Origin of the sequence: Robbsia sp. KACC 23696, from assembly GCF_039852015.1 — a bacterium.
Classification (GTDB): domain Bacteria; phylum Pseudomonadota; class Gammaproteobacteria; order Burkholderiales; family Burkholderiaceae; genus Robbsia.
The window spans coordinates 3,494,607-3,518,780 of the sequence record NZ_CP156626.1 but is presented as its reverse complement, the minus strand read 5'-3'; the positions used below and the strand labels follow the sequence as shown (position 1 = coordinate 3,518,780).

General features: G+C 63.5%; 22 protein-coding genes and 1 pseudogene. 14 read left to right on the top strand and 9 right to left on the bottom strand.

Annotation, left to right across the window (positions count from 1 at the left end; translation table 11 throughout):
• The first annotated feature begins 542 nt into the window (after positions 1-542).
• The 8 genes and pseudogenes from rpmH to fetB all read left to right on the top strand — a co-directional run bounded on the left by rpmH (position 543) and on the right by fetB (position 7,450).
• A complete protein-coding gene (gene rpmH / locus ABEG21_RS14880) occupies positions 543-677 on the top strand; it encodes a 50S ribosomal protein L34 (RefSeq protein ID WP_091908010.1) in 135 nt (44 codons plus the stop codon).
• 13 nt (positions 678-690) lie between these two features.
• On the top strand, positions 691-1,233 hold the full coding sequence (locus ABEG21_RS14875) for a ribonuclease P protein component (protein ID WP_347555270.1): 543 nt from the start codon (positions 691-693) through the stop codon (positions 1,231-1,233).
• A 5-nt stretch (positions 1,234-1,238) separates the two neighbouring features.
• The gene (gene yidD / locus ABEG21_RS14870; RefSeq protein ID WP_347555269.1) at positions 1,239-1,607 is read left to right on the top strand and encodes a membrane protein insertion efficiency factor YidD; all 369 of its coding nucleotides are present in this window, start codon (positions 1,239-1,241) and stop codon (positions 1,605-1,607) included.
• 124 nt (positions 1,608-1,731) lie between these two features.
• A pseudogene (yidC, locus tag ABEG21_RS14865) lies at positions 1,732-3,408 on the top strand (membrane protein insertase YidC); the annotation flags it as partial.
• 312 nt (positions 3,409-3,720) lie between these two features.
• The gene (mnmE, locus tag ABEG21_RS14860; protein WP_347555268.1) at positions 3,721-5,154 is read left to right on the top strand and encodes a tRNA uridine-5-carboxymethylaminomethyl(34) synthesis GTPase MnmE; all 1,434 of its coding nucleotides are present in this window, start codon (positions 3,721-3,723) and stop codon (positions 5,152-5,154) included.
• Positions 5,155-5,438: 284 nt separating this feature from the next.
• A complete protein-coding gene (locus tag ABEG21_RS14855) occupies positions 5,439-5,843 on the top strand; it encodes a hypothetical protein (RefSeq protein ID WP_347555267.1) in 405 nt (134 codons plus the stop codon).
• A gap of 43 nt (positions 5,844-5,886) precedes the next feature.
• Entirely contained in the window at positions 5,887-6,579 is a 693-nt protein-coding gene (locus ABEG21_RS14850) for an ATP-binding cassette domain-containing protein (RefSeq protein WP_347555266.1), read from the top strand.
• Positions 6,580-6,610: 31 nt separating this feature from the next.
• Positions 6,611-7,450 carry an iron export ABC transporter permease subunit FetB gene (fetB, locus tag ABEG21_RS14845; RefSeq protein ID WP_347555265.1) on the top strand — a complete coding sequence of 280 codons (840 nt, stop codon included), beginning with the start codon at positions 6,611-6,613 and terminating at the stop codon, positions 7,448-7,450.
• Positions 7,451-7,546: 96 nt separating this feature from the next.
• On the opposite strand, the gene ABEG21_RS14840 is transcribed toward fetB, so the two are convergent.
• Complete coding sequence (locus ABEG21_RS14840; protein WP_347555264.1) at positions 7,547-8,839, bottom strand: MFS transporter; 1,293 nt, start codon at positions 8,837-8,839, stop codon at positions 7,547-7,549.
• A 227-nt stretch (positions 8,840-9,066) separates the two neighbouring features.
• On the opposite strand from ABEG21_RS14840, the gene ABEG21_RS14835 reads away from it, so the two are divergent.
• Positions 9,067-10,260, top strand: a complete 1,194-nt coding sequence (locus ABEG21_RS14835; RefSeq protein ID WP_347555263.1) for a glycosyltransferase — start codon at positions 9,067-9,069, stop codon at positions 10,258-10,260.
• 202 nt (positions 10,261-10,462) lie between these two features.
• Positions 10,463-10,753, top strand: a complete 291-nt coding sequence (locus tag ABEG21_RS14830) for a hypothetical protein (protein WP_347555262.1) — start codon at positions 10,463-10,465, stop codon at positions 10,751-10,753.
• Positions 10,754-10,859: 106 nt separating this feature from the next.
• On the opposite strand, the gene ABEG21_RS14825 is transcribed toward ABEG21_RS14830, so the two are convergent.
• Positions 10,860-11,150, bottom strand: a complete 291-nt coding sequence (locus ABEG21_RS14825) for a PsiF family protein (protein WP_347556824.1) — start codon at positions 11,148-11,150, stop codon at positions 10,860-10,862.
• A 406-nt stretch (positions 11,151-11,556) separates the two neighbouring features.
• Between ABEG21_RS14825 and ABEG21_RS14820 the strand changes: the two genes are divergently transcribed.
• From ABEG21_RS14820 to ABEG21_RS14810, 3 genes are all read left to right on the top strand, one after another.
• Positions 11,557-12,327 (top strand): hypothetical protein, encoded by a 771-nt coding sequence (locus tag ABEG21_RS14820; protein ID WP_347555261.1) that lies wholly within the window; start codon positions 11,557-11,559, stop codon positions 12,325-12,327.
• A gap of 148 nt (positions 12,328-12,475) precedes the next feature.
• Positions 12,476-14,734, top strand: a complete 2,259-nt coding sequence (locus ABEG21_RS14815; RefSeq protein ID WP_347555260.1) for a site-specific recombinase — start codon at positions 12,476-12,478, stop codon at positions 14,732-14,734.
• Positions 14,735-14,919: 185 nt separating this feature from the next.
• Positions 14,920-15,945: a LysR family transcriptional regulator gene (locus ABEG21_RS14810; protein WP_347555259.1), complete on the top strand. Its 1,026-nt coding sequence runs from the start codon at positions 14,920-14,922 to the stop codon at positions 15,943-15,945.
• 184 nt (positions 15,946-16,129) lie between these two features.
• Here ABEG21_RS14810 and ABEG21_RS14805 read toward each other — a convergent pair whose 3' ends face one another.
• Both ABEG21_RS14805 and ABEG21_RS14800 read right to left on the bottom strand, forming a co-directional pair.
• Complete coding sequence (locus tag ABEG21_RS14805) at positions 16,130-16,378, bottom strand: hypothetical protein (protein WP_347555258.1); 249 nt, start codon at positions 16,376-16,378, stop codon at positions 16,130-16,132.
• Positions 16,379-16,588: 210 nt separating this feature from the next.
• Positions 16,589-17,605 carry a bile acid:sodium symporter family protein gene (locus ABEG21_RS14800; protein ID WP_347555257.1) on the bottom strand — a complete coding sequence of 339 codons (1,017 nt, stop codon included), beginning with the start codon at positions 17,603-17,605 and terminating at the stop codon, positions 16,589-16,591.
• Positions 17,606-18,208: 603 nt separating this feature from the next.
• Between ABEG21_RS14800 and ABEG21_RS14795 the strand changes: the two genes are divergently transcribed.
• Positions 18,209-18,733 carry a hypothetical protein gene (locus ABEG21_RS14795; protein WP_347555256.1) on the top strand — a complete coding sequence of 175 codons (525 nt, stop codon included), beginning with the start codon at positions 18,209-18,211 and terminating at the stop codon, positions 18,731-18,733.
• A 50-nt stretch (positions 18,734-18,783) separates the two neighbouring features.
• Here ABEG21_RS14795 and ABEG21_RS14790 read toward each other — a convergent pair whose 3' ends face one another.
• The 5 genes from ABEG21_RS14790 to can form a co-directional block, all read right to left on the bottom strand.
• The gene (locus ABEG21_RS14790) at positions 18,784-19,740 is read right to left on the bottom strand and encodes a nitronate monooxygenase family protein (RefSeq protein ID WP_347555255.1); all 957 of its coding nucleotides are present in this window, start codon (positions 19,738-19,740) and stop codon (positions 18,784-18,786) included.
• A 353-nt stretch (positions 19,741-20,093) separates the two neighbouring features.
• Positions 20,094-20,549 carry a MaoC family dehydratase gene (locus tag ABEG21_RS14785; protein WP_347555254.1) on the bottom strand — a complete coding sequence of 152 codons (456 nt, stop codon included), beginning with the start codon at positions 20,547-20,549 and terminating at the stop codon, positions 20,094-20,096.
• A 327-nt stretch (positions 20,550-20,876) separates the two neighbouring features.
• Positions 20,877-21,398 carry a YbaK/EbsC family protein gene (locus ABEG21_RS14780; protein ID WP_347556823.1) on the bottom strand — a complete coding sequence of 174 codons (522 nt, stop codon included), beginning with the start codon at positions 21,396-21,398 and terminating at the stop codon, positions 20,877-20,879.
• 276 nt (positions 21,399-21,674) lie between these two features.
• Entirely contained in the window at positions 21,675-23,255 is a 1,581-nt protein-coding gene (locus ABEG21_RS14775; RefSeq protein WP_347555253.1) for a CocE/NonD family hydrolase, read from the bottom strand.
• Between the two features lie 25 nt (positions 23,256-23,280).
• Entirely contained in the window at positions 23,281-24,150 is an 870-nt protein-coding gene (gene can, locus ABEG21_RS14770) for a carbonate dehydratase (protein WP_347555252.1), read from the bottom strand.
• Between the last annotated feature and the right edge of the window lie 24 nt (positions 24,151-24,174).

The following is a 24,174-nucleotide window of genomic DNA, read 5'->3' as shown; positions in this document are numbered from 1 at the left end:
CGAAGGCTTCGGTCGACGACCGGCGCGAATGCGACGCCCGCCATCCCGGTGGCGCTTCACGGGATGACAGGAGGGGCACGGCGAGGGACGCCAGACGACGCTGCCCGGCCGGAGCCGGCAACGCCGCGATGTCAAAAGGATGCAGTGCAAACGCCACGCCGTCGCACCTTTCAGGAGCGACGCGCGTCGGCGGTTGTGTCTGGGATGGTGGATTTTACGCTAAACGAAAGCCGCGTGAGTGAGTAAAAGACCCTATCGAAGGGACTTATCCACAATCTATCCACTGCGCATCCTACCATAAACGATTGACACGTTTGCAAAATCCCGATCTAATAGCTGGTTCCGCAAAACCGATTCCCTGGTACTGTCGTTGCGGCGAGCGTCATCGTGGCTGTTTTCAGGCCGATGCGCCGTCTCGATGCACATGACCGCTGGTGTGCTGCGCCCGTGCTTCGGTCGTTCTTCGGTCGACATCGAAGGCGTCTGGCTGGGCATGAATAGACAGGAATGGGCACGGCAACCCCTGTGATAACGAGATCGACATGAAACGTACATACCAACCTTCCGTGACGCGCCGTAAGCGCACCCATGGCTTCCGCGTTCGCATGAAGACCGTTGGCGGCCGCAAGGTCATCAACGCTCGCCGTGCGAAGGGTCGCAAGCGCCTCGCAGTATAAGCGAGTGCCAGGCGTGCCCTCGCAACATGAGGGCGATGCGCGCAGCCGGTCCGCCGGCGCGGCAGATGAAGCGGTCCGGGAGAGCAATGCCTGCTTTCCGCGGGCCGTTCGTCTATTAAAGGCCGATGAATTTGCCGCGTTGTTCAAGATGCGGCCCGTTCGTCGTTCCCCGCATTTCGTCGTCTACCTTCGCGCCCGCGAACCGCAGGCGCCGGGGCGGTTCGGCGTCGTGTTGGGCAAAAAGTTCGCGCCACGGGCAGCGACGCGCAATATGGCGCGCCGCACGCTGCGCGAGACGTTTCGGCTGCGTCGCCCGGAGTTCGTTGGTTGGGATGTGCTGGTGCGCTTGCACCAGCGTTTCGATCGGCAACAGTTTCCGGGCGCGGCTCCGCCGGCGCTGAAGCGACTGTGCCGTGCCGAGGTGCAGGCACTGTTCGATGCGGTGCTGCAGCAGGCCGCGCGACAACAGCGTCGTGCTTCGTCCGGCGCGCCATCGCAGCGTGGCGTCGCGCCAACAGCGACGCCGGCTTCCACCGAGGCGTCGCAGCAAGGATGAGCACCATGGCGGACGATGATCTGGCAAGTGCGTGGTCACGTGTGCTTCGCGTGGCCGGATCCGCTGTCCGCCTCGTTTTGCTGGGCTTGCTGCGCTTCTACAAGCTGGGTATCAGCCCGTTGTTGGGCAACCGCTGTCGATTTTATCCGTCCTGCTCGGATTACGCGAAAGACGCAATCCAGTATCATGGCGCCGCACGCGGCTCATATCTGGCGTTTCGCCGGGTCTGCCGCTGCCATCCGTTTTCCGCGGGCGGCCTCGATCCGGTGCCGCCCGCGCCCGGTCAGCGTGGGAATCCCCATGCTGATGCCGAAACCGATGCCGGACAGTCCGCCAGGCCGGACCGTTCCAGCGATTCGGGCGCGGAACGGTGATGGACATAAAAAGTTGTTGTCGCCGCGGCCCGTCCGCGGATGACGTTGCAGGATTGCACGCCCGCTGCCGCGTGGCTGACATCGTGCCGCGAGGTGCGAACGAGTTGAGGGTTAGAGACCAGGCATGGATATAAAACGTACCATTTTGTGGGTGATCTTCGCCGTATCGGCGGTATTGCTCGTCGACAATTGGCAGCGGTCGCACGGTCATCCGTCGATGTTCGATCCTGGCGCGACGCAGCTCGAGCACCCGGCGGCCACGGCCGCCAATGGCGCGAGCGACGCGACCAAGTCCGACGTGCCGAATGCCGGTGGCGTGGCGGTAGGTTCGCCGGCCGGCGCGGCGCCGGGCACGCAGACGGCCACGCAAGGCCAGAAGATCCATTTCAAGACCGATCTCTACGACGGCGAAATCGATACGCAGGGTGGCACCTTGTCGCTGTTGAAGCTCGTCAAGGAAGGCGACGGCAAGCAGCCCGACCTGTTCGTGACGCTGTTCGACCAGACCAAGGACCACACCTATCTGGCGCGTACGGGGCTGATCGGCGGCGATTTCCCGAACCACAACTCGGTCTTCACGCTGGCATCGTCGGACAACACGACGATGGGCGCCGACGGCAAGTTGCAGTTGCGCTTCGAGTCGCCGGTTGTCGGTGGCGTGCGTTTGATCAAGACCTACACGTTCACGCGTGGCAGCTACGTGATCAACGTCGACCAGCGCGTGGAAAACACCGGCACCGCGCCGGTGAGCCCGACGCTGTACATGGAGCTGGTGCGTGACGATCAAGCGGTGGAAACGCCACGCTTCTCGCACACCTTCATCGGACCGGCCGTGTACTCGTCGGAGCATCATTTCCAGAAGATCAGCTTCAGCGACATCGACAAGAACAAGGCCGATTTCACGCCGTCGTCGAACAACGGCTGGATCGCGATGGTGCAGCATTACTTCGCATCGGCCTGGATTCCGCCGGAAACGGCGCAGCGCGACATCTACGTCAACAAGTTCGACAACAAGCTGTATCGCGTGGGTGTGAAGGTGCCGGTCGGCACGATCGCCCCGGGCGCGTCGGCCGACGTGGATTCGCGTCTGTTCGCTGGCCCGGAAGAAGAGCGGATGTTGGAGAAGGTCGCGCCTGGCCTGGATCTGGTCAAGGACTACGGCATGGTGACGATCATCGCCAAGCCCTTGTTCTGGCTGCTGGAAAAGATCCACTCCTTCGTCGGGAACTGGGGCTGGTCGATCATTCTGCTGACGCTGTTGATCAAGGCCGTGTTCTTCCCGCTGTCGGCTGCAAGCTACAAGTCGATGGCGCGGATGAAGGAAGTCTCGCCCCGCATGACGGCGTTGCGTGAACGCTTCAAGGGCGATCCGCAGAAGCTGAATGCGGCGATGATGGAGATGTACAAGACCGAGAAGATCAATCCGGTGGGCGGTTGCCTCCCGGTGGTGATCCAGATCCCGGTGTTCATCTCGCTGTACTGGGTGCTGTTGTCGTCGGTGGAAATGCGTGGCGCGCCGTGGCTCGGCTGGATTCAGGATTTGTCGCAACCCGACCGGTTCTACATTCTGCCGGTGTTGATGGCGGCGTCCATGTTCCTGCAGACGCGTCTGAACCCGACGCCGCCGGATCCGATGCAAGCGAAGATGATGATGTTCATGCCGCTGGCGTTCTCGGTCATGTTCTTCTTCTTCCCGTCGGGCCTGGTGCTGTACTACGTGGTCAACAACCTGTTGTCGATCAGCCAGCAGTACTACATCACCCGCGTGATGGGTGGGCGAGCGAAGGCGGCCAAGGCGGCGAAGGCCACCACGGTCAAAGCCACGCCAGTCGTGACGCGCGAAGCGGCAAACGACGCGAAGCCGAAGAAGGACTAAGCAGGACGGTGTGCAAGCAGGGCGTGCGGTGTATCCGAAAGGACCCGGCCGGCGCCCGACAGAGGGGCAAGACAGGGGGCCGCTTCGACGGCCGGCCTGTCGAATCGATACGGCGGGGTGGCGCGAGTCATCCCGCCGTATTGTTTTTCCGGGCTGGCTTTCGCATCGTGGGCTGATTAAGCTGGGGGGGCGTGGGTGCGACCGCGCGGGCTGTTTGTTGAAAGGAGCAAATCTGACATGCATGCATCCGATCGGGATCCGATTGTTGCCATCGCCACCGCGTCCGGTCGGGGCGGGATCGGCGTCGTCCGTGCGTCGTTCGGCATGGGCGAGGCGGCCGCGCAGGCAGCGCGCGCGGTGCTTCTTGCGGTCTCGGGTCAAGTGCCTGCGCCGCGGCATGCGGCTTATCTGCCCTTTCTCGACGCGGCGGGCCAGGCGATCGATCGGGGCATCGTGCTGCATTTTCCGGCGCCGCACTCGTACACCGGCGATCACGTGGTGGAGTGGCAGGGGCACGGCGGACCTATCGTGATGCAACTGTTGTTGCAGCGCGTGTTGGAAGCGGGGATCGCGCAGGGGATGCGACTTGCCGAGCCTGGCGAATTTACGCGGCGCGCGTTTTTGAACGACAAGCTGGACCTCGCGCAGGCGGAAGCGGTGGCCGATTTGATCGAGGCCTCGACCGAAGCGGCTGCGCGGTCGGCCGGACGATCGTTGGAGGGTGTTTTCTCGCAAGCGATTCATGCCTTGGTCGAGGACGTGATCACGTTGCGGATGCTGGTGGAAGCGACGCTGGATTTCCCCGAGGAAGAGATCGATTTCCTGGAGGCGGCCGATGCGCGCGGGAAGTTGACATCGATTCGCGCCAAGCTGCGGCAGATCCAGATCGATGCGAAGCAGGGCGCGCTATTACGGGATGGCTTGCAGGTGGTGCTGGCGGGCCAGCCGAACGTCGGCAAGTCGTCGTTGCTGAATGCCTTGGCGGGGGCCGAGTTGGCGATCGTCACACCGATTGCCGGCACGACGCGCGACAAGGTCCAGCAGACGATTCAGATCGACGGAATTCCGCTGAACATCATCGACACGGCCGGTTTGCGCGAGACGCAGGACGAGGTCGAGCGGATCGGCATCGCGCGCTCATGGGAGGAGATCGGCCGCGCCGATGTGGTGCTGCATTTATTGGATGCGGCCGAGGCGTTGGGGCCGGAGGATCAGGCGATCGCGCAGCGCTTTCCGATGAAGGTACCGGTGATCCGCGTCTTGAACAAGACGGACCTGACGAACGAGCCTGCCGGAACGCGTGTGCTGGATGCAGGGATGGGAACCGAAGGCGAGGCCGTCGCGCTCGATCGGCAAGTGCGGGAGATTCGCCTGTCCGCGAAGCGGGGCGATGGGATCGATCTGCTGCGCCAGGCATTGCTGGCGGTGACCGGTGCGCAAGCGGGTTCGCAGAGCGTGTATATCGCACGGGAGCGCCATTTGATCGCGCTGCACGCGGCGTCGGGGCATCTGGCGGAAGCGGCGGCGCATGCGGATTGCGCGGCGCAGTCGCTGGATCTGTTCGCCGAGGAGTTGCGGCTGGCGCAGGAAAGGCTGAATTCGATCACCGGCGAGTTCAGCAGCGATGATTTGCTGGGCGTGATCTTCAGTCGGTTTTGTATTGGGAAATAGTGCTCGTCAGAATCTCATCCTGGGCCAAACGTTTCGCGTTCTTCAGGGAATCGTGTAACCCATTGGCAGCGAAGTTAACCGAGGGCGCGTTCCCTTTGGCATCGTTACCCCTCGTCGGTATAAGCTAGCCCAGCACCGAGATTTTTCGACTATGGCGGAGGGAGCGTCGCGGTTACTACGGTCACGCTCCCAATCAGGATCTCCACCCCCCCTTGAAAGCAAACCTTAACTCACGCGGAAGCCGGTTCCCTTAGAATAGCGTTCAAGGCGCTCCAGGACTTCTCATGACCACCCGCATCACATCCCAAGTGTTCCCGCATCGTGCGGTGTTCGCAAAAACCGTCGCCACCGCGCTGGCAACGGCCGGCACGGCATTGCTCACGTTCGCGACCCCGGTCGCTCACGCCGAGCCGGTGTTGACGAACAACTGCCCGGCCGTCGGCGATTTGTCGGCCCAGATGGCCGGCTGGCGCAATCGCGGCAAGACGCAGGACCAGGCACTCGCCCAGGTCGACAAGTACTACAGCGATCCGGCCGACCGGCAAATGCTGCATCGGGTCGTCGAGCTCGTCTATCTGGATCCGCACAAGCGTCTGGTGCCGGAGCAGGTGAGCGTGCAGATCACCTCGCAATGCCTGACACAGCAGGCCGATCAAGAGAAAGCCGCGAAGCAGGCAACGCACCCCTGATCAGCGTCTAAAAAAAGCGCCTCAGCTAAAGGCGCCCGGATCGATGACCACGCTCGTAGAAACCCACGACCTTTGCGTACGGCTGCGGGCCTATCCCGCCTTGCACGCCGGCGACACCGTACAGCCGATGGATCGCCTGCAGCTGGCGATCTCCGCGGGCGACCATATCGCGTTGCAAGGACCGTCGGGCACTGGCAAAAGTGTCCTGCTACGCACGCTCGCCTTGTTGGATGCGCCGGTGCGCGGCGCGGTGCGCTATCGCGGCGCAGCCATCGCAGCGTCCGCCGTGCCGCGTTATCGCCGTGCCGTCGCCTATCTCCCGCAGCGGCCCACGCTCTCGGGCGACACAGTGCGCGATGCGTTGCAATGGCCCTATACGTTTGCCGCCCATCGCGACCATCGTTACGAGGAGTCCGCCGCCGTGGCGTTGACGGAGCAGGCAGGCAAGCCCGCCGACTTCCTCGACAGCGCCACGGCGACGCTGTCCGGTGGAGAGTCGCAAGTGGCCGCGTTGATTCGTGCGCTTTTGCTCGATCCCGACGTGTTGCTGCTCGACGAACCCACCGCAGCGCTCGATCCCCATAGCGCGCAGATCATCGAGTCCTTGGTGGCGCAATGGGCCAATGCACCCGCGCAGTCGTCTGGTCGCGAACCGCGCGCCTATGTCTGGATCAGCCACGACCCTGCGCAGGCATCGCGCGTCGGCAAACAACAATGGAATCTGGTGCCCGCGTGAAAACGAGACCCTTGACCGACGAGGCTTCCTGATGGACCACGCCGGCTATATCGCCTTGAACGGCTGGCAGTTAGCCGCTGCGGCAGCGCTCGTGCTGGTCAATGGCGCGCTGTCCTTTGCGCTGAAGCTCGATCTGGGCAAATCCCTGTTGATCGCATCGGTGCGCGCGGTTGCGCAACTGCTACTGATCGGCCTGGTGCTCGGCACGGTATTCCGCTTTAGTCATTGGTATGCGGTCGTGCCCGTGATGTTGGTGATGACCAGCATCGCGGCGTTTGCCGCGAACGGTCGCAGCAAGATCGCGTATCCCGGGCGTCTGATGGACAGCTTCATCTCGGTCGCGGTTGGCGGCTGGCTGATCACGATGTTCAGCCTGAGTCTGGTGATGCGCGTGCATCCCTGGTACGACCCGCGCTATGCGATCCCGACCTTGGGGATGGTGCTCGGCACGACGCTGACGGCGGTGGCGCTGGGCATGGAGCGCATTACCGACGCTTTCGCGAACGGCCGCGCCGCGATCGAAGCCCAATTGGCGCTGGGCGCTTCGCGTTGGGAAGCGGCCGCCGAGCCGATTCGCAAGGCGTTGACGGCGGCGATGATTCCGGTGATCAATCAGATGTCGGTGGTCGGCGTCGTCAGCCTGCCGGGCATGATGACCGGGCAGATCCTGGCCGGCGAGGCACCGGGCAATGCGGTGCGTTATCAGATCGTCGTGATGTTCTCGATCGCGGCGGCGTCGGCGATCGGCAGCGGGCTGGCGGTTTTCTTGGCCTATCGGCGCTTGTTCAGCCGCGACCATCGCTTCCTGTTCGAACGCCTCACGACGACCAAGCCCAAGGCCAAGACGCTGATAAAACGCGCCGCCAAATAAATAAACCAGGCGCCGATAAGCGCCTGGTTTATTTAGAGATAGCGGAACGGTGCACCGGACACGCGTATCCGCATGCGCGCACTTGCTATGCCTCCCCTACGCGCCGCCTGCCTTCCTCGCGGGTCCGCGACCGCCACGCCGATACAGCGAGACGCAAAGGGCGCCCCCGCCAATCGCGCCCAGACCGGCGACCAGGTAGATCTCGGAATAGCCCAGGTGGGTGGCGATCAGGCCGGCGATCGGGCCGGTGATACAGAACGCCACATCCAGAAAGACCGAATACGCGGACAACGCCGCACCGCGGCTGGCGGGCGGCACCAAGGCGACTGCCTCGACGGCGAGCGCCGGGAAGATCAGCGAAAAACCAAGGCCGGCCAAACCGGCGCCGATCAAGGCCACGTGCGGCGTCCATGCCAGCCACACCAGCAGCAAGCCCACGGCCTCCACTGCAAACGACACGATCGCCACGCGGAAACCGCCATACGACCGGATCGTATTGGAGAACAACAGGCGGCTACTGACGAACATGATGCCGAACACGCTCAGCGTCAGTTCCGCATGCGGCCAGCGCTGCGAGGCGTAGTACAACGTGATGAACGTCGACAAGGAGCCGAATCCAACCGAGCCGAGTGCGAGGCCGAGCCCGTGTGGCACGACGCGCGTAAACACGCTGAAGAAGGACATGCGTTCGCCGACGACGACCGCCGCATCCGGCGTCCGTTGCGCGAGGAAATAGCCGCCCACCGCCACGACGGTGATCAAGATGCTCAAGGACCAGAGCCCCATCGCACCATCGAGCAAGACGCCGAGCGGCGCCCCGACCGCCAATGCCCCATAGGTCGCCACGCCGTTCCACGAGATGACCTTGGCATTGTTCGACTGTCCGACGCGACCGATGCCCCACAACGTGGCGCCGGTCGAGCCGAAGCTTTCCGCCGCGCCCAGCAACATCCGTCCGATCATCATCGCGATCAGGCTATACAGCGGCCAGCGCGCGAGCAGGGCCGCCAGCAGCAACAGCACGCCGCTCGCGGCACATCCCACCATGCCGATTTGCACCGTCCGTCGCGCGCCGATCGAATCCACGACACGGCCTGCCGATGGACGGGTAATAAAGGTACCGATGTATTGAATGCTGATCGCGAAACCGGCGATGACGGAGCTGAACGCCAGATTGTTGTGCACGAAGCCGGGGATCACGGCCATCGGCACGCCGATCGAGAAATACACGATGAAAGTGAAGACGGCACAGGACAAAATTTGCAGCGTCAACGGCAGGCCGGACTTCGGGGGAGCGGACGCCTTGGGCGTCTGCGAAGGGGGCGACGCTTGCGGTGCGGGCGCTGCTGCCGGCGAGGGAGTCTGCTGCGCGGTAGAAGGTTCGGGCATTGTCTTTCGGGAGCGGGCAATCATCATACTTTTGAGGCGAGCGACAATTATCCGCTCAAAAGTGCAGACGGGATTTCGATTCCACAAAAAAACCGCACCTTTTTAGTGGTTTTGCGGGTTTTTACCCGACATTGACCATTGCCGCAGAACCGGTCCGCATCGGTTAAGCTTGTCACCGGCCGCGCGCCGGTCTTGGCGCGGACCGTACGAGAGAGAAAAGGAGTGGCATGACGGTGGCAACGATAGTGCCCGCATTGCTGGCGGGTGTGACGCTGGTGATCTGGGCCGTGCTGCGCTACGGGCGCGGCGGATTTTGGCAGGTCACGCTGCCGCGAAATAGCCGCGATCTGCCGGCCGACCAGGACTGGCCCGCTGTCGTGGCGATTGTCCCGGCACGCAATGAGGCGGACGTGATCGGCGAAGCGGTGACGTCGCTGTTGAAACAGGACTACCCGGGCACGCTGCGTGTCGTATTGATCGACGATCATAGCGACGACGGCACCGCCGACGTCGCCCGTGCCGCCGCGGCCGCGCTGGGTGAAGAGGCGGTCGCGCGCTTGCAGATCGTGGGCGCCAGAGATCTGCCGCGTGGTTGGAGCGGCAAGGTGTGGGCGCAGTCCGAAGGCATTGCGGCGTCTCACGCTTTCGCGCCCGGTGCCGAATGGGTCTGGCTGACCGATGCCGACATCGCGCATCCGGCGCATGGCCTGCGCGACTTGGTCGTGCGCGGCGAACAGGGCAAGCGCGACATGGTCTCGCTGATGGTACGGTTGCGATGCCACTCCTTCCCGGAGCGGATGCTGATCCCGGCCTTTGTCTTCTTTTTCGCCAAGCTCTATCCGTTCCGCTGGATTGCCGACGACGCCCGCGCGACGGCCGGCGCGGCGGGCGGCTGTATCCTGCTGCGCCATAGTGCATTGGCGCGAATCGGCGGCATGGCGGCGATCAAGGGCGCGCTGATCGACGATTGCGCGCTCGCCGCCGCGGTCAAGCGTTCGGGCGGCGCTGTCCGATTGGACCTGGCGGACGCGGCACGCTCGATCCGGCCGTATGACGGCTGGAACGACATCTGGAATATGATCGCGCGGACGGCCTACACCCAGTTGCACTATTCTCCCTGGATGCTGGCTGGCGCGACGCTGGGCATGGTGCTGACCTATATCGCGCCGCCGGTGCTGGCGATCGCCGGTCTGTCGCAGGGGCAGCCCTGGGGATTTGCCGCGCTGGCAGCTTGGCTGATGATGGTGCGCTGCTATGGACCGATGCTGCGGTACTACAAGCAATCGGAGATCTGGGCGATCGCATTGCCCCTGGTCGCTTGCTTCTATATGGCGGCCACCTTGGATTCGGGGCGGCGTCATATGCTGGGCCGCGGCGGTCACTGGAAGGGCCGCGCGCAGTCGAGCAATGTGACGGACTGAGGAAAGCGGGGCTAACGGACCGTCGGGGCGTGGCATGCCGGGGAACGTCGCTTCGCATGCGGCGACAGAGCAGATAGTCGCCGTGGCGACGACGCGGTAGGCTTATATGCGGACGTGCAGTCAGGCCGAAAATACAAAGCAGGCAAGCGGGGCGCATGACCGATGCGACTCCCGCACAACAAGAGGTCTTACAACGATGGCAATGACAAATACGCGAACGATGCCGGGTGTGGCAAAGGCGCGCGCCGCGGCGATCGCGGCGCTGGCGGTGCTGACGATCAGTGGTTTGGGGGCATGCAGTTCCGCGCCGCCGCTGTTCACGAACGATGGGCGTCCCACGCAACAGATCAGTTGCAACGGTGGCAGCTTTACGGAGTGTCAACGGCGCGCGCAAGTGGCCTGTGGCGACGGCGGCTATGACACGTTGAGCCAGCGCTCGGGCGATCAAAATACGATGGTCATCGCCTGCAAGCAGATCAAGCGCAGCTACTGAACGATTCCGGCAGCCCAACGCAGAGAGGAAGGGGGGGCGTCGGCGCAATGCCGACGCCTAAACGAGTGCTTCGCCATCGCGCCAACCGCGCGGGATGGCCCCCGTCTTAGTGCGCGCTCAGGCAATCCTTCATATAGGCTTTGCGGGCATCGCCGGTCTTGCCCGTGGCACTGGCGTTGCAGCTTTTCATCTTGTCCTGCTGCGTCTGCTTCGGTGCTGCGGGCGACTTCGACGACAGGCAGCTTTTCATGAACGCCTTGCGTTGATCGCCTTTCATGGCGCCGTCCGACGCTTGCTTGTTACACGACGTCATCTTGTTCTGTTGCGAATTCTGCGCAAAGGCCGCCGGCGCGGTACTGGCCAGGCCGAACGCCAAGCTCAGGCCCAATGCCGCCATGGCGATCGCGTGGCGCGATCCGGCGCGGCGTTGCGCGGCGTTATCGGACGAAAACAGTGCATCGTGACGGTGCAGTTTCATGCTGGCTCTCTCCTGGGGATGGGGGTTCGACAACGGTTTGCGAGCATGATACGCCCGCCATATGTCCGCCGGGTAGGCGGGATTGCGTTGAATACGCCGCGCTCGGCGGGCCTATCCACCCGTGGTTCGCTCGCTGCGTCGGCACAGCGCATCGGCGCGGCACGAACGTTGCGCTATGTCAGCATCGTGACAATTGTCAGCTATAAATTCGCGTGCGAACGGTGCGGTCTGCTACCATTTGGTGGGATGCCGCGCCTGTGCGCCTGCTCCCCTGTTTGAACTCGCAGCGAGGCCTTACGGCCTGGCTAAGCTGAACCGCACTCCCATGTCTGTCGTCCATTCCCGCCAAGCCGATACGCCGTTTCCAGCGAGCTCGCGCCCGTCCGGTGCGCGCGGAGCGTCGTTGTCGTGCGCGCGTCGAATGGCTGCGGTGGCCGGCCCGCTCGCCTGCGTCGCCGGGCTGAGCGGCTTGCTGGCGACGTCGGTCGATGCGGCGGCGGCGGAGAGCCGCGCCTCCACGCGATCGCACCCTATCGTCACGCACAAGGCGATGAAGCCATCCCATTCGGGCAAAATCGCGGCTCGGCGCCACGAGACGGTCGAGCATGAAAACGCCCATCGACACACCGCCTCGGCCGCCGCACATCATCCCGCTCGCGAATCCGCCGGCGGCGACAGTGCCGCGACATCGGCCGCGGCGTCGAAGCTGCCCTCCGGAAGCCTGCCGGTCCACGATGCCGTGTCGATCTGCATGGCCTCCTTGAATCGGGATATGCGGCATAACAAGCGTTACGATCGCCTGATCCAGCTCGACCGCTACGTGATCCGTGCCCGCGTCCAGCACGACGATGCCGTGTTCAGCCCGGTGCAACCGGTGCCGGTGGACACGACGGTGATGATCAACGGCTCCGCGCGCGTGCGCGGACAGTGGCAATGGCAGTCGGTCGTTACCCGCTGTGGTCTGCATCATGGCAAGGTCGTCGCCACCTCGATCGAGCCGCGCACCGCACCGGCGCCACTGCCGCCGGGCGAAGAGCGCGAGCGCCGTCCCGGCGTCAATTACGTCGAGCGCACCACGCCGACGCGCCGCGCCTGAGCCGACGGCGCAATGGCGCGTCGGAACCCGCCCGCAACTATCGGTAGAATCCCTAGGTAGCTGACCGCGCATTCGCCTTGAGGATGCCTCGTTTTCACGGGGCGCCAAGGCGGCGCGTGTCATGTCGCTTTGGAGAGTTTGCCGCACCATGCCCCGTTCTTTTTTTCGTCCTTTCGCGTTCTTCCGGCAGTGGCGCGCCGCCCGCCACGAACGCCAATTATTCGAGTTGCTGTCCCATGCCGAGTGGGACGCGCCGCTGGGCGCGCGCAATCAATGGCTGATCGATCTCGTGCGCTGGGTGCGCCGCGCTACGCCGTCGCCTGCTGCCTCGGCGTCTCCATCCGCGTTAGCCCCCGCCCCAGCCGAGCGTTCACCCGACGCAGGCAGCCAAGCGAGCGCCGACGACGATACGATCCGCGGCTGGCCGCAGCACGCACGACTGCGTTTCCTATTGCGTACGCTCGCTCAGCGCCCGGACTGGCGTCAAAACGTCTCGCGCCTGTTGCGGGCGACGCTTGCCGAAGGCGATGCGATTTCGATGTTGTGCGATACCGGGATGCCGACGCACTCCGGGTTCTGGGGCGCCTTGACCGAACGCATCGGCGCATCCTGGATTCCACCGGCGCCGAATACGCGCGACCTGGCGGCGCTCGTCATCTTGATGTTCGGCGACGATCATCCGGCCCGTCAGGCGCGACGCATGCGCAAGGCGGCCGCTGCCCGGCAACCGGCCGCGCCCTGGCATTGGCGCGGCCGCTGGGGCCGACGCGACGATCTCACGGCCTCGCGTCTGGACGACGCGGCGTGGATCGATGCGTTGCCGCCCGAATTGCTGCAGGGCCTCGCTGACTTGTTGCACACCGAGGAGGCACGGGAGGACGAGACGGCGCGCATCGCCTACGCCGATTCACTGCTGGCCGCGATGCATAACCTTTGTTATCAGGTCGGCTCCACCGGCTTGTCGCCCGCCGTGCGTTCCCGTTTGAGCGAGGTCCGGATTCGTGCCTTGCCCTTCTATCAACTGGGGCCGGCCATGCAAGCGGTGGAAGCGGCGGCCGCCGACGGTCAATCGACCGCCTCGACGCTGCTGCTGCAGGAAGTGAACGTGCTGCGGGCGCTGCTCGACGATTGCCATTCGGCGATCACCGAACTCTACGCCCACCTCGATGCCAACGGCGTCAGCGTCGAAGTGGTCTATCAGGTCGAGCGTATGCGTTCGCGTCTGGTCAGACTCGAGCGATTGCTGGATGCCTGGCTTGCGGAAAATCCGCTGGTCGCCCAGGCGAGCCTCTTCGCGGATCTGGTGCGGGCGGTGCGGGCACGCCAGAGTGTCGGCCACCTGATTCGGGTCAACTTCGCTTTGCTGGCGCGCAAGATGATCGAGAGCTGTGCACAGACAGGCGATCACTACATCGCGCGCGATCGTGCCGAGTATCGGAAGATGCTGTGGATGGCGAGCGGCGGCGGTGCGATCACGATGTTCACGGTCTATATCAAATTCTTCGTCACCGGCGCGCATTGGGCGCCGATGGTCGAGGGCATTCTGGCCGGCTTGAACTATGCGATCAGCTTCGTGCTGATGCACTTCCTGCACTTCACGCTGGCGACCAAGCAGCCGGCGATGACGGCACCGGCGATCGCCGCGCGCCTGGAAGAGACGGGGACGCCAGAAGGACGAGATGCCTTTGCGATCGATGTCATCGCGCTGATGCGCACGCAGGCCGCGGCGGTCTTCGGCAATCTGGCGCTGGTGTTCCCGCTGTGCCTGCTGGCGCAGTTGGGATGGGCGCACCTGACGCATGGCGGACAACTGATTTCGCCGGCGAAGGCCGAAGCCACGCTGAAGTCGTTTTCCCTGCTCGGCCCGACGCCGATCTATGCGGCGATGACCGGCGTGTTGCTCTGGTTATCGGGTCTGATCGCGGGATGGGCGGAGAACTGGTTTGCCCTGCATCGGATGGCGGATGTGCTGTATTACAACCGTCGTTTGCGCTCGTTGGCGGGTGAACGGGGTGCGGCGCGTATCGCCGGATTTTGGCGTCGGAATTTCTCGGGTATTGTGAGTAATCTTTCGCTAGGGATGATGCTCGGCGTCGTTCCGGCGATCCTGGGTGCGTTTGCCTTGCCGTTCGAAGTGCGGCACGTCACCTTGTCGACGGGCTCGATCGCGGCGGCGATCGGCGTGCTGGGCCCGAAGGTGCTGCATGACCCGGCGTTGTGGTGGGCGGTGGCCGGTACGGCGGTGATGGCGGTGCTCAACGTGGCTGTCAGCTTTATCCTCGCGTTCCAGATGGCGTTGCGTTCGCGGACCAGCCTTCCTGTGGACAAGGGCGAAATCTATCGGGCGGTGACACGGCACTTGGTGCGTCGGCCTTGGTCGCTGTTTTTCCCGCCAGCGGCGTCTTGAAAAGGGGGTAGGTCACTCGGTGTCGTTCTAGATGGCTGACGCGTTGCAATCGGTAAGCGCCGCGATCGTAAAGATGGTAATTTGCTGAAAGATTATCCGTAGCAACCGCGTCCAGGGCGTGGCTGGACTCGTCTTGGCGACAGACGAGGCGCTCTGGTGACCAAGCCTAACAACAAGAACCGAGCATGGACCTGATTCACGCAATGCGCGTTTTCGCACGCGTAGCCGATGCGCAAAGTTTCACGCGCGCGGCGGAGCAACTCGATGTCTCGGTGCCCGTGGTGACACGGAGCATCGCGGCATTGGAGCAGCATCTGGGGGTAAGGCTATTCCAGCGGACGACACGGCGCGTCTCGCTGACCGATACCGGCCAATCCTATCTGGAAGGATGCCGTGCGGTATTGATGCAGATCGAGGATATCGAGACAACGGTCGCGCGGACATCGAGCGAAACGCGCGGCAGCCTGCGCGTTGTTGCCTCCACGGGCTTTGCGCTGATCTGGTTGGCGCCGGTTTTCGCGGCTTTCCAAAAGCGCTTTCCCGGTATTGCCCTGCAGGTGTCGTTGATGGATCGCCCGGTCGATATCGTCGAAGAGGGCTTCGACGTCGGGCTCGTGATGGATCATATGGTGAAGTCCGAGACGCTGATCATGCGGGAGCTGGCGGCCTTGCCCCGTATCCCCGTCGCGTCGCCGGCCTATCTGGCCCGTGCCGGAACACCGCGTACCCCGCAGGAACTCGAAGCACACGCCTTTCTCGCGCCCAGCAGCGATATGCGCAGCCACCAGTGGACATTTGGTGATGGCAAGGAAACCTGGCGCGTGCATCTGACGCCAACCTTATCGGCAAATTCCGGTATGTTTCTGCACGCCTTGACGCTGGAGGGCATGGGTTTCTCGATCCTGCCGCAGAGTCTTGTCGAGCGTGACTTGCGCAGTGGCGCGCTGCAAAGACTGGTGGCGCCGACGACTGTCGAAGACGGAGGCCTTTCGGTCTTTCTCGTCTATCCCAGCCGACGTTATATCAATCGCCGCGTCAGAACGTTCATCGATCACATCGCTGAAAGTTTCAGCCATTCTCACGACACCGGCGGCCTGCAAAGCGCTATTCGTGGCGATGCCAGGCGTGCCGATGCCGATTCTGACGAAGAGGTAGATCTCGAAGACGATGACGCGCGTACACTGACGGAGCGGCCCGGCCCCAGCAGGTAGCATCGGCCTCGCGTATTTTTGAGATATTTTCCGGTGGCGTCGTGCTAGGTGTCATGCAAAAAGCCCCGATCGCACGAACACGCGTGCAATCGGGGCTTGTCGTTTCCACCATAAGTCGCCGCCACGACTGTCACACGGCGGCGGTGATGCGGAACGCGTGCAACGAAGGGGCTTCTCTGAAGCGTTAACCGCCAAAATACGTATTACAGAAGCTGTTCGGGCCGACGCAACGGCCGCCATAGCTGCTGCTATATCCGTTCGACGTCGTCGTGCTCGGGGAGTTGCCATAGACCTGCGCGCGGGAGTAGGTCTGCGGCGCCGCATTGCCTTGCTGATACATCTGCTCTTGCGCCTGTGCTTGCGGGGCGATCGACAGCGCACCGAGCGAAGCGGCTGCGGTCAAGGAGGCGAGGATCAGTTTCGTGCTTTTCATGAGGTGACTCCTGTCAACGCGATACCCATGCGGGTATCTTGATTTCAGTCATCGAAGGACGGCATGGGAACATCTGGCGCACTTCGTCGGCACCGTTCCCGCGTGCAAAACACGGCACACGGTCCCAAGCCGTATCGCTTGGCACGGATGCCGAATCGGCATCGCGTGTTCCCCTTTCCATTAGCAGGCGGCGTGCCTGCTACGGCAGCGTTATTTCACCGCGGCCGTCGTAGCGGCGGTGCCTTCGTCGTCCAGCGACAGGTCGCGCGCGCCAAAGCGCTGTGCCAGCACCGAGCAGATCATCAACTGGATCTGATGAAAGAGCATCAGCGGCAATACGATCGTACCGGCGCCACCGGCTGCGCCGGCGAACAGCACTTTCGCCATGGGAATGCCGGCCGCCAGGCTCTTTTTCGAGCCGCAGAACATGATCGTGATCTGGTCGGCCTTTGAAAATCCCATCTTGCGCGAGGCGAGGGTCGTCAGACCCAATGCGATGCCCAGCAGTACCAGATTCACCACGACCAGACCACCGATGGCGATGGCCGGAATCTGGTGCCACAAGCCACCGATCACGGCCGCGCTGAAAGCGCTATAGACGGTCAGAATGATCGAGCTGTTATCCACCAGCTTCAGCATCGCGCGGTTGCGGCCGACCCAATCGCCGATCCAGGTCCGCGCGATCTGACCCGCGACAAACGGCACCAGCAGCTCCAGCACGATGCTGCCGATCATGTGCAGCGCATTGCCGCCGCCGCCGTGCGTCTGGAGAATCAGCCCCGCGAGCAGCGGTGTGATGAAAATCCCGAGCACGCTGGACGCCGATGCGGCGCAGACGGCCGCAGGGACGTTGCCCTTTGCAATCGAGGTCAATGCGATGGACGACTGCACCGTCGAGGGCAACATGCTCGTGTACATCACGCCCACATACAGCGCCGGCGTGACCAGCGGCAGCAATACCGGCTTCAGAACGATCGCGAGCAAGGGAAACATGACGAAGGTGCTGCACAGAATGCATAAGTGCAGGCGCCAGTGCGTCATCGCGGCGACCAAGGCTTCGCGCGACAGTTTCGCGCCGTGCAGGAAGAACAGCAGCACGATCGCGGCGGTGGTCAGGTTGCTGAAAATCGGCGCAAAAATACCGCGAGCAGGCAAGAAGCTGGCGAACACGACGGTAGCAACGAGCGACAGCGTGAAATTGTCGGGTAGAAAACGAGGGCGAGCCATGATGTGGAGGGCAGACGAGTAAAGGCGTATTGAAACGCGTGCCGATTAAAATGACAAATTCATTTTTTTGCTCGATTGATGCGATTTTCTACTAAATTCGACGGCGCGGCGCTAGCTGTTGTACGGAAGACGCGCCAAAGGGCGGTGTTACATGCAGTTACAACCGGGCGGCCACACTAACATCTTGAGGCTCGACATCGCTGGGGCGCCCGCTTACATTGAGATCACGTGTCAGGTTGGCTTAATAAACCTGTCATGGTTTTCGGATATTGATGTGCGGGTCGGCGTAGGCGATTCAGACATGCTGTACATGTCCTTGGTCGTAAAAGCGTCGACCTCCGCCAGCCGCCGCCGACGCGGTTGAGTCGGGCTCTCGGTTCAGTTTCAGTATGCCTGGTTATCAAGCCGAAGGCTGAGCCGGTTGTCCGGATGGAAGGCGGTGTAGGCGTGGCAGTGCGCGCGCCTCGCACGCAGTAAATGATTATTTTGAGGTCGGCTTCATTATCGCAGTTTGCTATGCCCACCGCACTTCGCCGCTCGAAATCACTTCCAGCCTTACTCGCTGTATTTGTCGCGCTTGTCGTTATTGCTACGGCTGCCGCGATGTTGATCGGACAGGTGACGCCGGCGCATCGTTCGCAGACGGGCAGTGACAGTGCCGACGATGTGACGGCGGATGTAGGGCGGGCATCGCGTGTCGCCGTGGTGACCTCGCTTCAGCCGAGGCCGACCGCGACGGACGCCACATCGCGCGCCGCGCAGCCCGACAATGGCGCGGCGACGAATGCGGCCGCCGCCTCGCTTTCCACAACCGACATCGCTTCGAATCCGGATCTGAGCGCGGACCCGTCTGCGTCAGCATCGGCGTCGGGCGCGGGCCTGGCCGATGGGAAGCCGGTCGATGCCGGTGCGGCACGTCATCCTCATATGCACGCGGCCGTACACCGGCCGGTACCGCCGGTCGATGCAATGCGGGTGGGCGGGACGTTGCGTGCCGATATCGCGCGCTACAACGCCGAGCGTCGCTCAGGCGGTCGCCCGGCGGTGTTGCGTGCGGCCAGCGTGCCGAACGTCCATTCACTCTGGGACGAAGTGCCGGGCCCGATGTCGGATGTCTATCGGAACTGATCGCGGTTTCGCGCATCGGCTCCGGTCCTCCGCTTCTTCTCGCAGCGCGTCTATTCGCCGATGCCCACCAATCGATCCAAGGTCTGACGGTATTCGGTCGCCATTCGCGTGACTAGCTCCTGCACGGGCGGAATATCGCCGATGGCGGTCACGCCCTGACCGGCGCCCCAGATGTCTTTCCACGCCTTGCCCTGCTCGTTGGACAGGCGCAATGAACCTGGCCCGGCCTGCGTGTCGGCAGGATCGATTCCGGCGCGAACAAGACTGTCCTGAAGGTAGTTGCCGAGTACGCCGGTAACGCGGTCCGTATAGACGATATCGTCGGTCGAGGCCGCGACGATCGCCTGCTTGTATTCGGCTGCCGCGTGCGCCTCCTGCGTGGCGATGAATCGGGTACCGACATAGGCCATATCCGCGCCCATGGCGCGTGCCGCGACAACGGCCCCCCCTGTAGCGATCGCACCCGACAGCACGATCAGCCCGTCCGCATAGAACTTCCGGATCTCGGCCACCAATGAGAAGGGCGACAGCCGGCCGGCATGGCCGCCCGCGCCGCTGGCCACCACGATTAGCCCATCGACGCCCGCGGCCAGCGCTTTCTCCGCATGTTTCGCATGGATCACGTCGTGCAATACGATACCGCCATAGCCATGCACGGCATCGACCAGCTCGCGCGGCGGTGCGCCCAGACTGGTGATCAGGATCTTCACTTTGTGCGCGATGCAGACGGCGGCATCCTCCGCCTGACGTGGATTGGTCTTATGGATTATCAGATTGACCGCGAACGGCGCGCTGGCCTTCACGCCCGGATAGGGTGTGAGCGTTTCCGATTCGATACGCGTTAGCCAGGCGTCCAACTCGGGCTGCGGACGTGCATTCAGTGCAGGAAAGGACCCGACGACGCCCGCACGGCATTGGGCGATGACGAGTTCCGGATAACTGACCGTGAACATCGGCGCACCGATGAGCGGCAATCGCAGGTTCTGCAACAACAAGGGAATGGCCATGACTGCGCTCTCCGTGACCGGTCGTGCCATGTAAATCGATTGCATGAAGCGCGGCGTTCGATGCTGCGATACGCCGGGCAAGACGCGAGATCCGATCTCACACAAAAAGCACGATCGTGCGTTTAATGGGCGTTCGCAGTATAGCGCCGTCGTGGCGGGGTGTCGAAGAGGTCTTGCTCGAATACGGACAGGTCGCGCCGCGAAAAGTGGGGAACTTTTCGCGTATCGTCCGGTCGGAGATGATATCGCATGCTGCGATGACGCTGATCACGTCGAAGATTACGCCGTTCCACTTGGAGCGGCTTTTTTTTGCCTGCGCATCGCGTCATACGCGGTCGATGAGACCGCTTTGATCAGGGGGAGCCGGTGCTATTGCCGAGTTCCGCCGATCGCGGTTTGATCAGGACCTTCGCGGTTGCGCTCAACACCAATTGTTCGCGTTGGTTCATGACCGTGCCTTCCAGCGTGGTCAGGTCGCCGTTCATCTCGTTTTTCCAGAATGCATCCACCACGGTCCAGGTCATCGTCAGCGTATCGCCGGCAATGACGGGGCGCTGCACTTTGATCGAGAAATCCTGTAGCAGCGGCTGCGCGAACTTGGCGAAGTGCGAGTTGATCGCCGCGAGAAAATAGGCCGTGGTTTGCGAACCGGAAGCCAGGATATGGGGAAAGCCGGCGGCCTTGGCCGTCGCTTCGTCGTGATGCAGCGGATGCATGTCGTCGACATGCTCCGCATACAAGCGGATGTCTTGCGGCGCGAGACGCTGGACCTTCGAAAAAGCGTCGCCGATCATGACAATACGTGACATAAGAAGCAGACCTCGATCTGAGTATCGGGAGACCAGGCTAGGGGCAACGCACGCTGGGAAAACCGGCATCCCTGCATTCCATTCTGCGCCGCCGATATCAAACTGGCCAACGAAAATTGGCTAGGCGTTTCACGATCGATCATACGGTTGAGGCAGGAACGCGACAGTCATACGGTATGCCCTGTTTCCGCCGCGTTCCATTGCCGATGCAAAAGCCCTGCACGCGCGATGGGTGATGCATCGAAGACGCAGCGCGTCGTGGCTTGCCTCTTAGACAGGCTGGCGCGCGAAAGCGGATAGCCTGACGGCAGGGTCGTCCGTCGCGGCTTACCGACGTTCGGCGACGTCGATTACCGGTGCGCCGGTCCAGCGCGCCAACGCGGCGCCGTCGAGCTTGAAGACCGCATGCGGGTGACCTGCCGCCGCCCAGATCGTGTCCAGGGCCATCAGATCGGCATCGATCAGCGTCAAGGGCGCTACGACATGACCGATCGGACAGACGCCGCCGATGGCATAGCCGGTGGCATCGCGGACGAATCGGGCATCGGCGCGACCGATCGCGCCGACCTGCGCGGTGACCTTGCTTTCGTCGACTCGATTGATGCCACTCGCGATGACCAATACCGGACGGTCGTCTTCGATGCGTCGGAAGATGATGGACTTGGCGATATTGGCGACTTCGCAACCGAGTGCCGCGGCGGCTTCCGCCGATGTCCGTCCAGTCTGCGGCAACATCACCACCGGATGCGGATGAGACAGCTCTGCGAGCAGCGCCGCCACGCGTTGCGCGGAGGCCGGTAGCGCGCCCGTGTCGGACGCGCCCGCGACAGGCGCGACCGACGTGACAATCGGTGTTTCGGTCGCGCCGCTGGCCAGGATGCTGCGCTGCTTCGTCGGTTCCGCGTTGGAAAGATCGGCCGGTGCGGTGGTCCGGTTGCTGGCCTGTTGCGCTTCCGTGGCCGCCAGCGTCTGGGTACGGCTATCCGTCATTGTGTCTCCTGCCCTGCACACTGCTGTCGTTCGAACTGTCCTCATTGTAGGCGCTAGCGCAGGAGGGCGCAGTAACGCCAATATTGGCAGGGTGATTCCACGGCATCGCCATCGCTTACCGGCGGAGCGGACGCATCAGTGACCGTCGCCGGCCGCGTCGGACGGTTGCCAGACGACGGCATCGTCGATCGCATACAGGCGACAGCGCGTGTCGCTATTGCGCTGGCAGTTGTCCAGGGCAACGCTGATCGGGTCGTCGCCGCCTTCGGCCCAGGACCATGCCCCGGCCGACGAAACCGCGAAGGCGCGGGTCGGGAATTGTTTGAGGAAGGTGCGATAGCCGGTTCGGCCATCCTCATCGAGATAGGGCACGGCATCGGCGTCGTCGAGCGCGGCGAAGTGGCTTGGCGGCGGCTGTTGGACGGCCGGCGCGCGCTCGCGGACGGTATCGGGCAAGCCGATCTGTACGAGGAAACGGTCGACGCTGGGCCACCAGATCGCCACCCCGTCGCGATCGCCGACGAGGCGGTGTGCATTGTCCTTGTAGTCGCCGAAGTCGACGTACTGGATCTTGCCGCCGGCCTCGCGATACGCATCGCGCATTCGCAGGGCCAGGCTGGTCGACCAGTTCCGATCATTGTCACCGTACAACCAAAGCGAAGGCAGCGACCCCGGCTCCCCATAGGCGCGGAAAGCGCCGACGAGGGACTGCTGCCAGGTCGGACATTGCTCCTGCCGCAGTCCGCCCGAGAAATTGATCAGCCCGCGCACCCCGGGGGCAGGATGCATCCCATAGGCCATTGTCGCGAGGCCACCCAATGAGGCGCCCACGACCAGCACACGGCTTGTATCGGCGTCGGGGCGCGTGTGCAGCCAATCGACGGTTGCCGCGACGTCCCGCGCCTGGCTTTCGCCAATCCCTTCGAGGTTGCAGATCTCTTCGGTATAGGTGCCATCCGATTCGGCGAAGCCTTCCCGGTTCGGCACCACGACCAGATAGCCGCGGCGGACGAATTCGCGCGCAAAGGACAGCGGCCGTGCACGCGGTTGTTCGCGCGGATCGACCGGCTCCTTGCCGTGATTGAAGACCACCACCGGGAATGGCCCCTCGCCCTCCGGTTTAAACACCGTCGTTTCGAGCGTCTTTCCGGTATCGCCGACGGGAACGCGAACGACGGCCTCGTTCATGCCGGGTGGCAGCAGCGGCAGCAGCGTTGTCGGGCTGTCGGCATCGGCGACGGCGTTCGGCACGCTGGCCTCGCCGGCCGGTGAGGAGGCTTCCATCGGTACGCTCGCCGCATGGGGCGGGATGGGCGTCATTTCCGGAGCCGGACCGGAGGGCGCGACTGCCGCGCCGGGCCGCCGCACGCCCGCCGCGCTCCGTCCTCGCTCGAAACCGCGTGGCACGGGTCGCAATATCGATCGGAGCGTCGGCATGGTCGTCGACGCCGGCAGCGATTGCTGGGCCTGGGCGAGCAAGGCAATCGGCGGCGTGGGATAGGCTGGCTGGGCCGGCACATCGAATGGCGTCGCATCCGCAGGCGACATTGCTTCCGATCCCGGCTCCGACGTAGCGGCCCGCGCGATACCGGACGCGAGCAACAGGACCGCCAGCGGCAGCAAGGCGCGCGCGACCGTCGGTATCGTCGCCGTTCTCGATGCCGACAGCGCGCCGGCCCGCGATGCAGACCGGCCCTGGGACATATCGGTGCTCATCCGGGAAGCCCTGCTCTGCGGCGCATCACTCCTGGCCGGCGGGCAGGCCCGCGAAATCGACCGATTCGGCCGGACCGCTGCCCAGTCCGCCGATCGTGTGGATGCAGGCATCGTAGTGGGACGCCAGGTCGGCGGGCGACGAGACCGTCATGCCGAGATCGCGCAGACGACCGTCGTGGACGCCATACGTCCAACCGTGCATCGTCAAGGATTGCCCGCGCTGCCAGGCATCCAGCACGATATTCGTATTGCAGACGTGGACGACCTGTTCCAGCGTATTCAGTTCGACGAGCCGACGGTGCCGCGCCGCGCCGATCGGCCAGCGCTCGAGAAGCGCCGCATGCTTGTCGCGCACGTCCTGCACATGCCTTAGCCAGTTGTCGGCCAGGCCGACACGCGCGCCGGTCATCGCGGCTCGCACGCCGGAGCAGCCATAGTGCCCCACGACGACGATATGCCGGATCTTCAGCACATCGACCGCAAACTGGATGACCGACAGGCAATTCAAGTCCGACGGCACGACGACATTGGCGATATTGCGATGCACGAAGACTTCGCCGGGCGGCAAACCGATGATCTCATTGGCAGGCACGCGCGAATCCGAGCAACCGATCCAGAGCAGGTCGGGCGACTGCTGGTCGGCCAGACGGGTAAAGTAGCCCGGGTCGGTCGAGATCATCCGATCGACCCATTCCCGATTGTTCTGGAACAGTGCCGCCAGCGAGGCGTCCGGATTGACCGCGGTGCCGTCATCGGCGACGCAGCAGGCCGGCGTGACGGGAGTAGGCGACGCGGTCGGCACGGTCGTCTGCGTCGCCGTCGTGGGCGCGGCGGCGTCCGGTGTATTGGGACGGCCGGCGGCATCGTTGGCGGCGTCGGGGCGGCGATCTGTCATAGTGTTTCCTGTGCCGCACGATCA

Bases quoted from the DNA above. Each gene is read 5' to 3' on its own strand.
- rpmH (WP_091908010.1), top strand. From the start codon at position 543: ATGAAACGTACATACCAACCTTCCGTGACGCGCCGTAAGCGCACCCAT.
- yidD (WP_347555269.1), top strand. From the start codon at position 1,239: ATGGCGGACGATGATCTGGCAAGTGCGTGGTCACGTGTGCTTCGCGTG.
- mnmE (WP_347555268.1), top strand. From the start codon at position 3,721: ATGCATGCATCCGATCGGGATCCGATTGTTGCCATCGCCACCGCGTCC.
- ABEG21_RS14855 (WP_347555267.1), top strand. From the start codon at position 5,439: ATGACCACCCGCATCACATCCCAAGTGTTCCCGCATCGTGCGGTGTTC.
- ABEG21_RS14850 (WP_347555266.1), top strand. From the start codon at position 5,887: ATGACCACGCTCGTAGAAACCCACGACCTTTGCGTACGGCTGCGGGCC.
- fetB (WP_347555265.1), top strand. From the start codon at position 6,611: ATGGACCACGCCGGCTATATCGCCTTGAACGGCTGGCAGTTAGCCGCT.
- ABEG21_RS14840 (WP_347555264.1), bottom strand. From the start codon at position 8,839: ATGCCCGAACCTTCTACCGCGCAGCAGACTCCCTCGCCGGCAGCAGCG.
- ABEG21_RS14835 (WP_347555263.1), top strand. From the start codon at position 9,067: ATGACGGTGGCAACGATAGTGCCCGCATTGCTGGCGGGTGTGACGCTG.
- ABEG21_RS14830 (WP_347555262.1), top strand. From the start codon at position 10,463: ATGACAAATACGCGAACGATGCCGGGTGTGGCAAAGGCGCGCGCCGCG.
- ABEG21_RS14825 (WP_347556824.1), bottom strand. From the start codon at position 11,150: ATGGCGGCATTGGGCCTGAGCTTGGCGTTCGGCCTGGCCAGTACCGCG.
- ABEG21_RS14820 (WP_347555261.1), top strand. From the start codon at position 11,557: ATGTCTGTCGTCCATTCCCGCCAAGCCGATACGCCGTTTCCAGCGAGC.
- ABEG21_RS14815 (WP_347555260.1), top strand. From the start codon at position 12,476: ATGCCCCGTTCTTTTTTTCGTCCTTTCGCGTTCTTCCGGCAGTGGCGC.
- ABEG21_RS14810 (WP_347555259.1), top strand. From the start codon at position 14,920: ATGGACCTGATTCACGCAATGCGCGTTTTCGCACGCGTAGCCGATGCG.
- ABEG21_RS14805 (WP_347555258.1), bottom strand. From the start codon at position 16,378: ATGAAAAGCACGAAACTGATCCTCGCCTCCTTGACCGCAGCCGCTTCG.
- ABEG21_RS14800 (WP_347555257.1), bottom strand. From the start codon at position 17,605: ATGGCTCGCCCTCGTTTTCTACCCGACAATTTCACGCTGTCGCTCGTT.
- ABEG21_RS14795 (WP_347555256.1), top strand. From the start codon at position 18,209: ATGTTGATCGGACAGGTGACGCCGGCGCATCGTTCGCAGACGGGCAGT.
- ABEG21_RS14790 (WP_347555255.1), bottom strand. From the start codon at position 19,740: ATGGCCATTCCCTTGTTGTTGCAGAACCTGCGATTGCCGCTCATCGGT.
- ABEG21_RS14785 (WP_347555254.1), bottom strand. From the start codon at position 20,549: ATGTCACGTATTGTCATGATCGGCGACGCTTTTTCGAAGGTCCAGCGT.
- ABEG21_RS14775 (WP_347555253.1), bottom strand. From the start codon at position 23,255: ATGAGCACCGATATGTCCCAGGGCCGGTCTGCATCGCGGGCCGGCGCG.
- can (WP_347555252.1), bottom strand. From the start codon at position 24,150: ATGACAGATCGCCGCCCCGACGCCGCCAACGATGCCGCCGGCCGTCCC.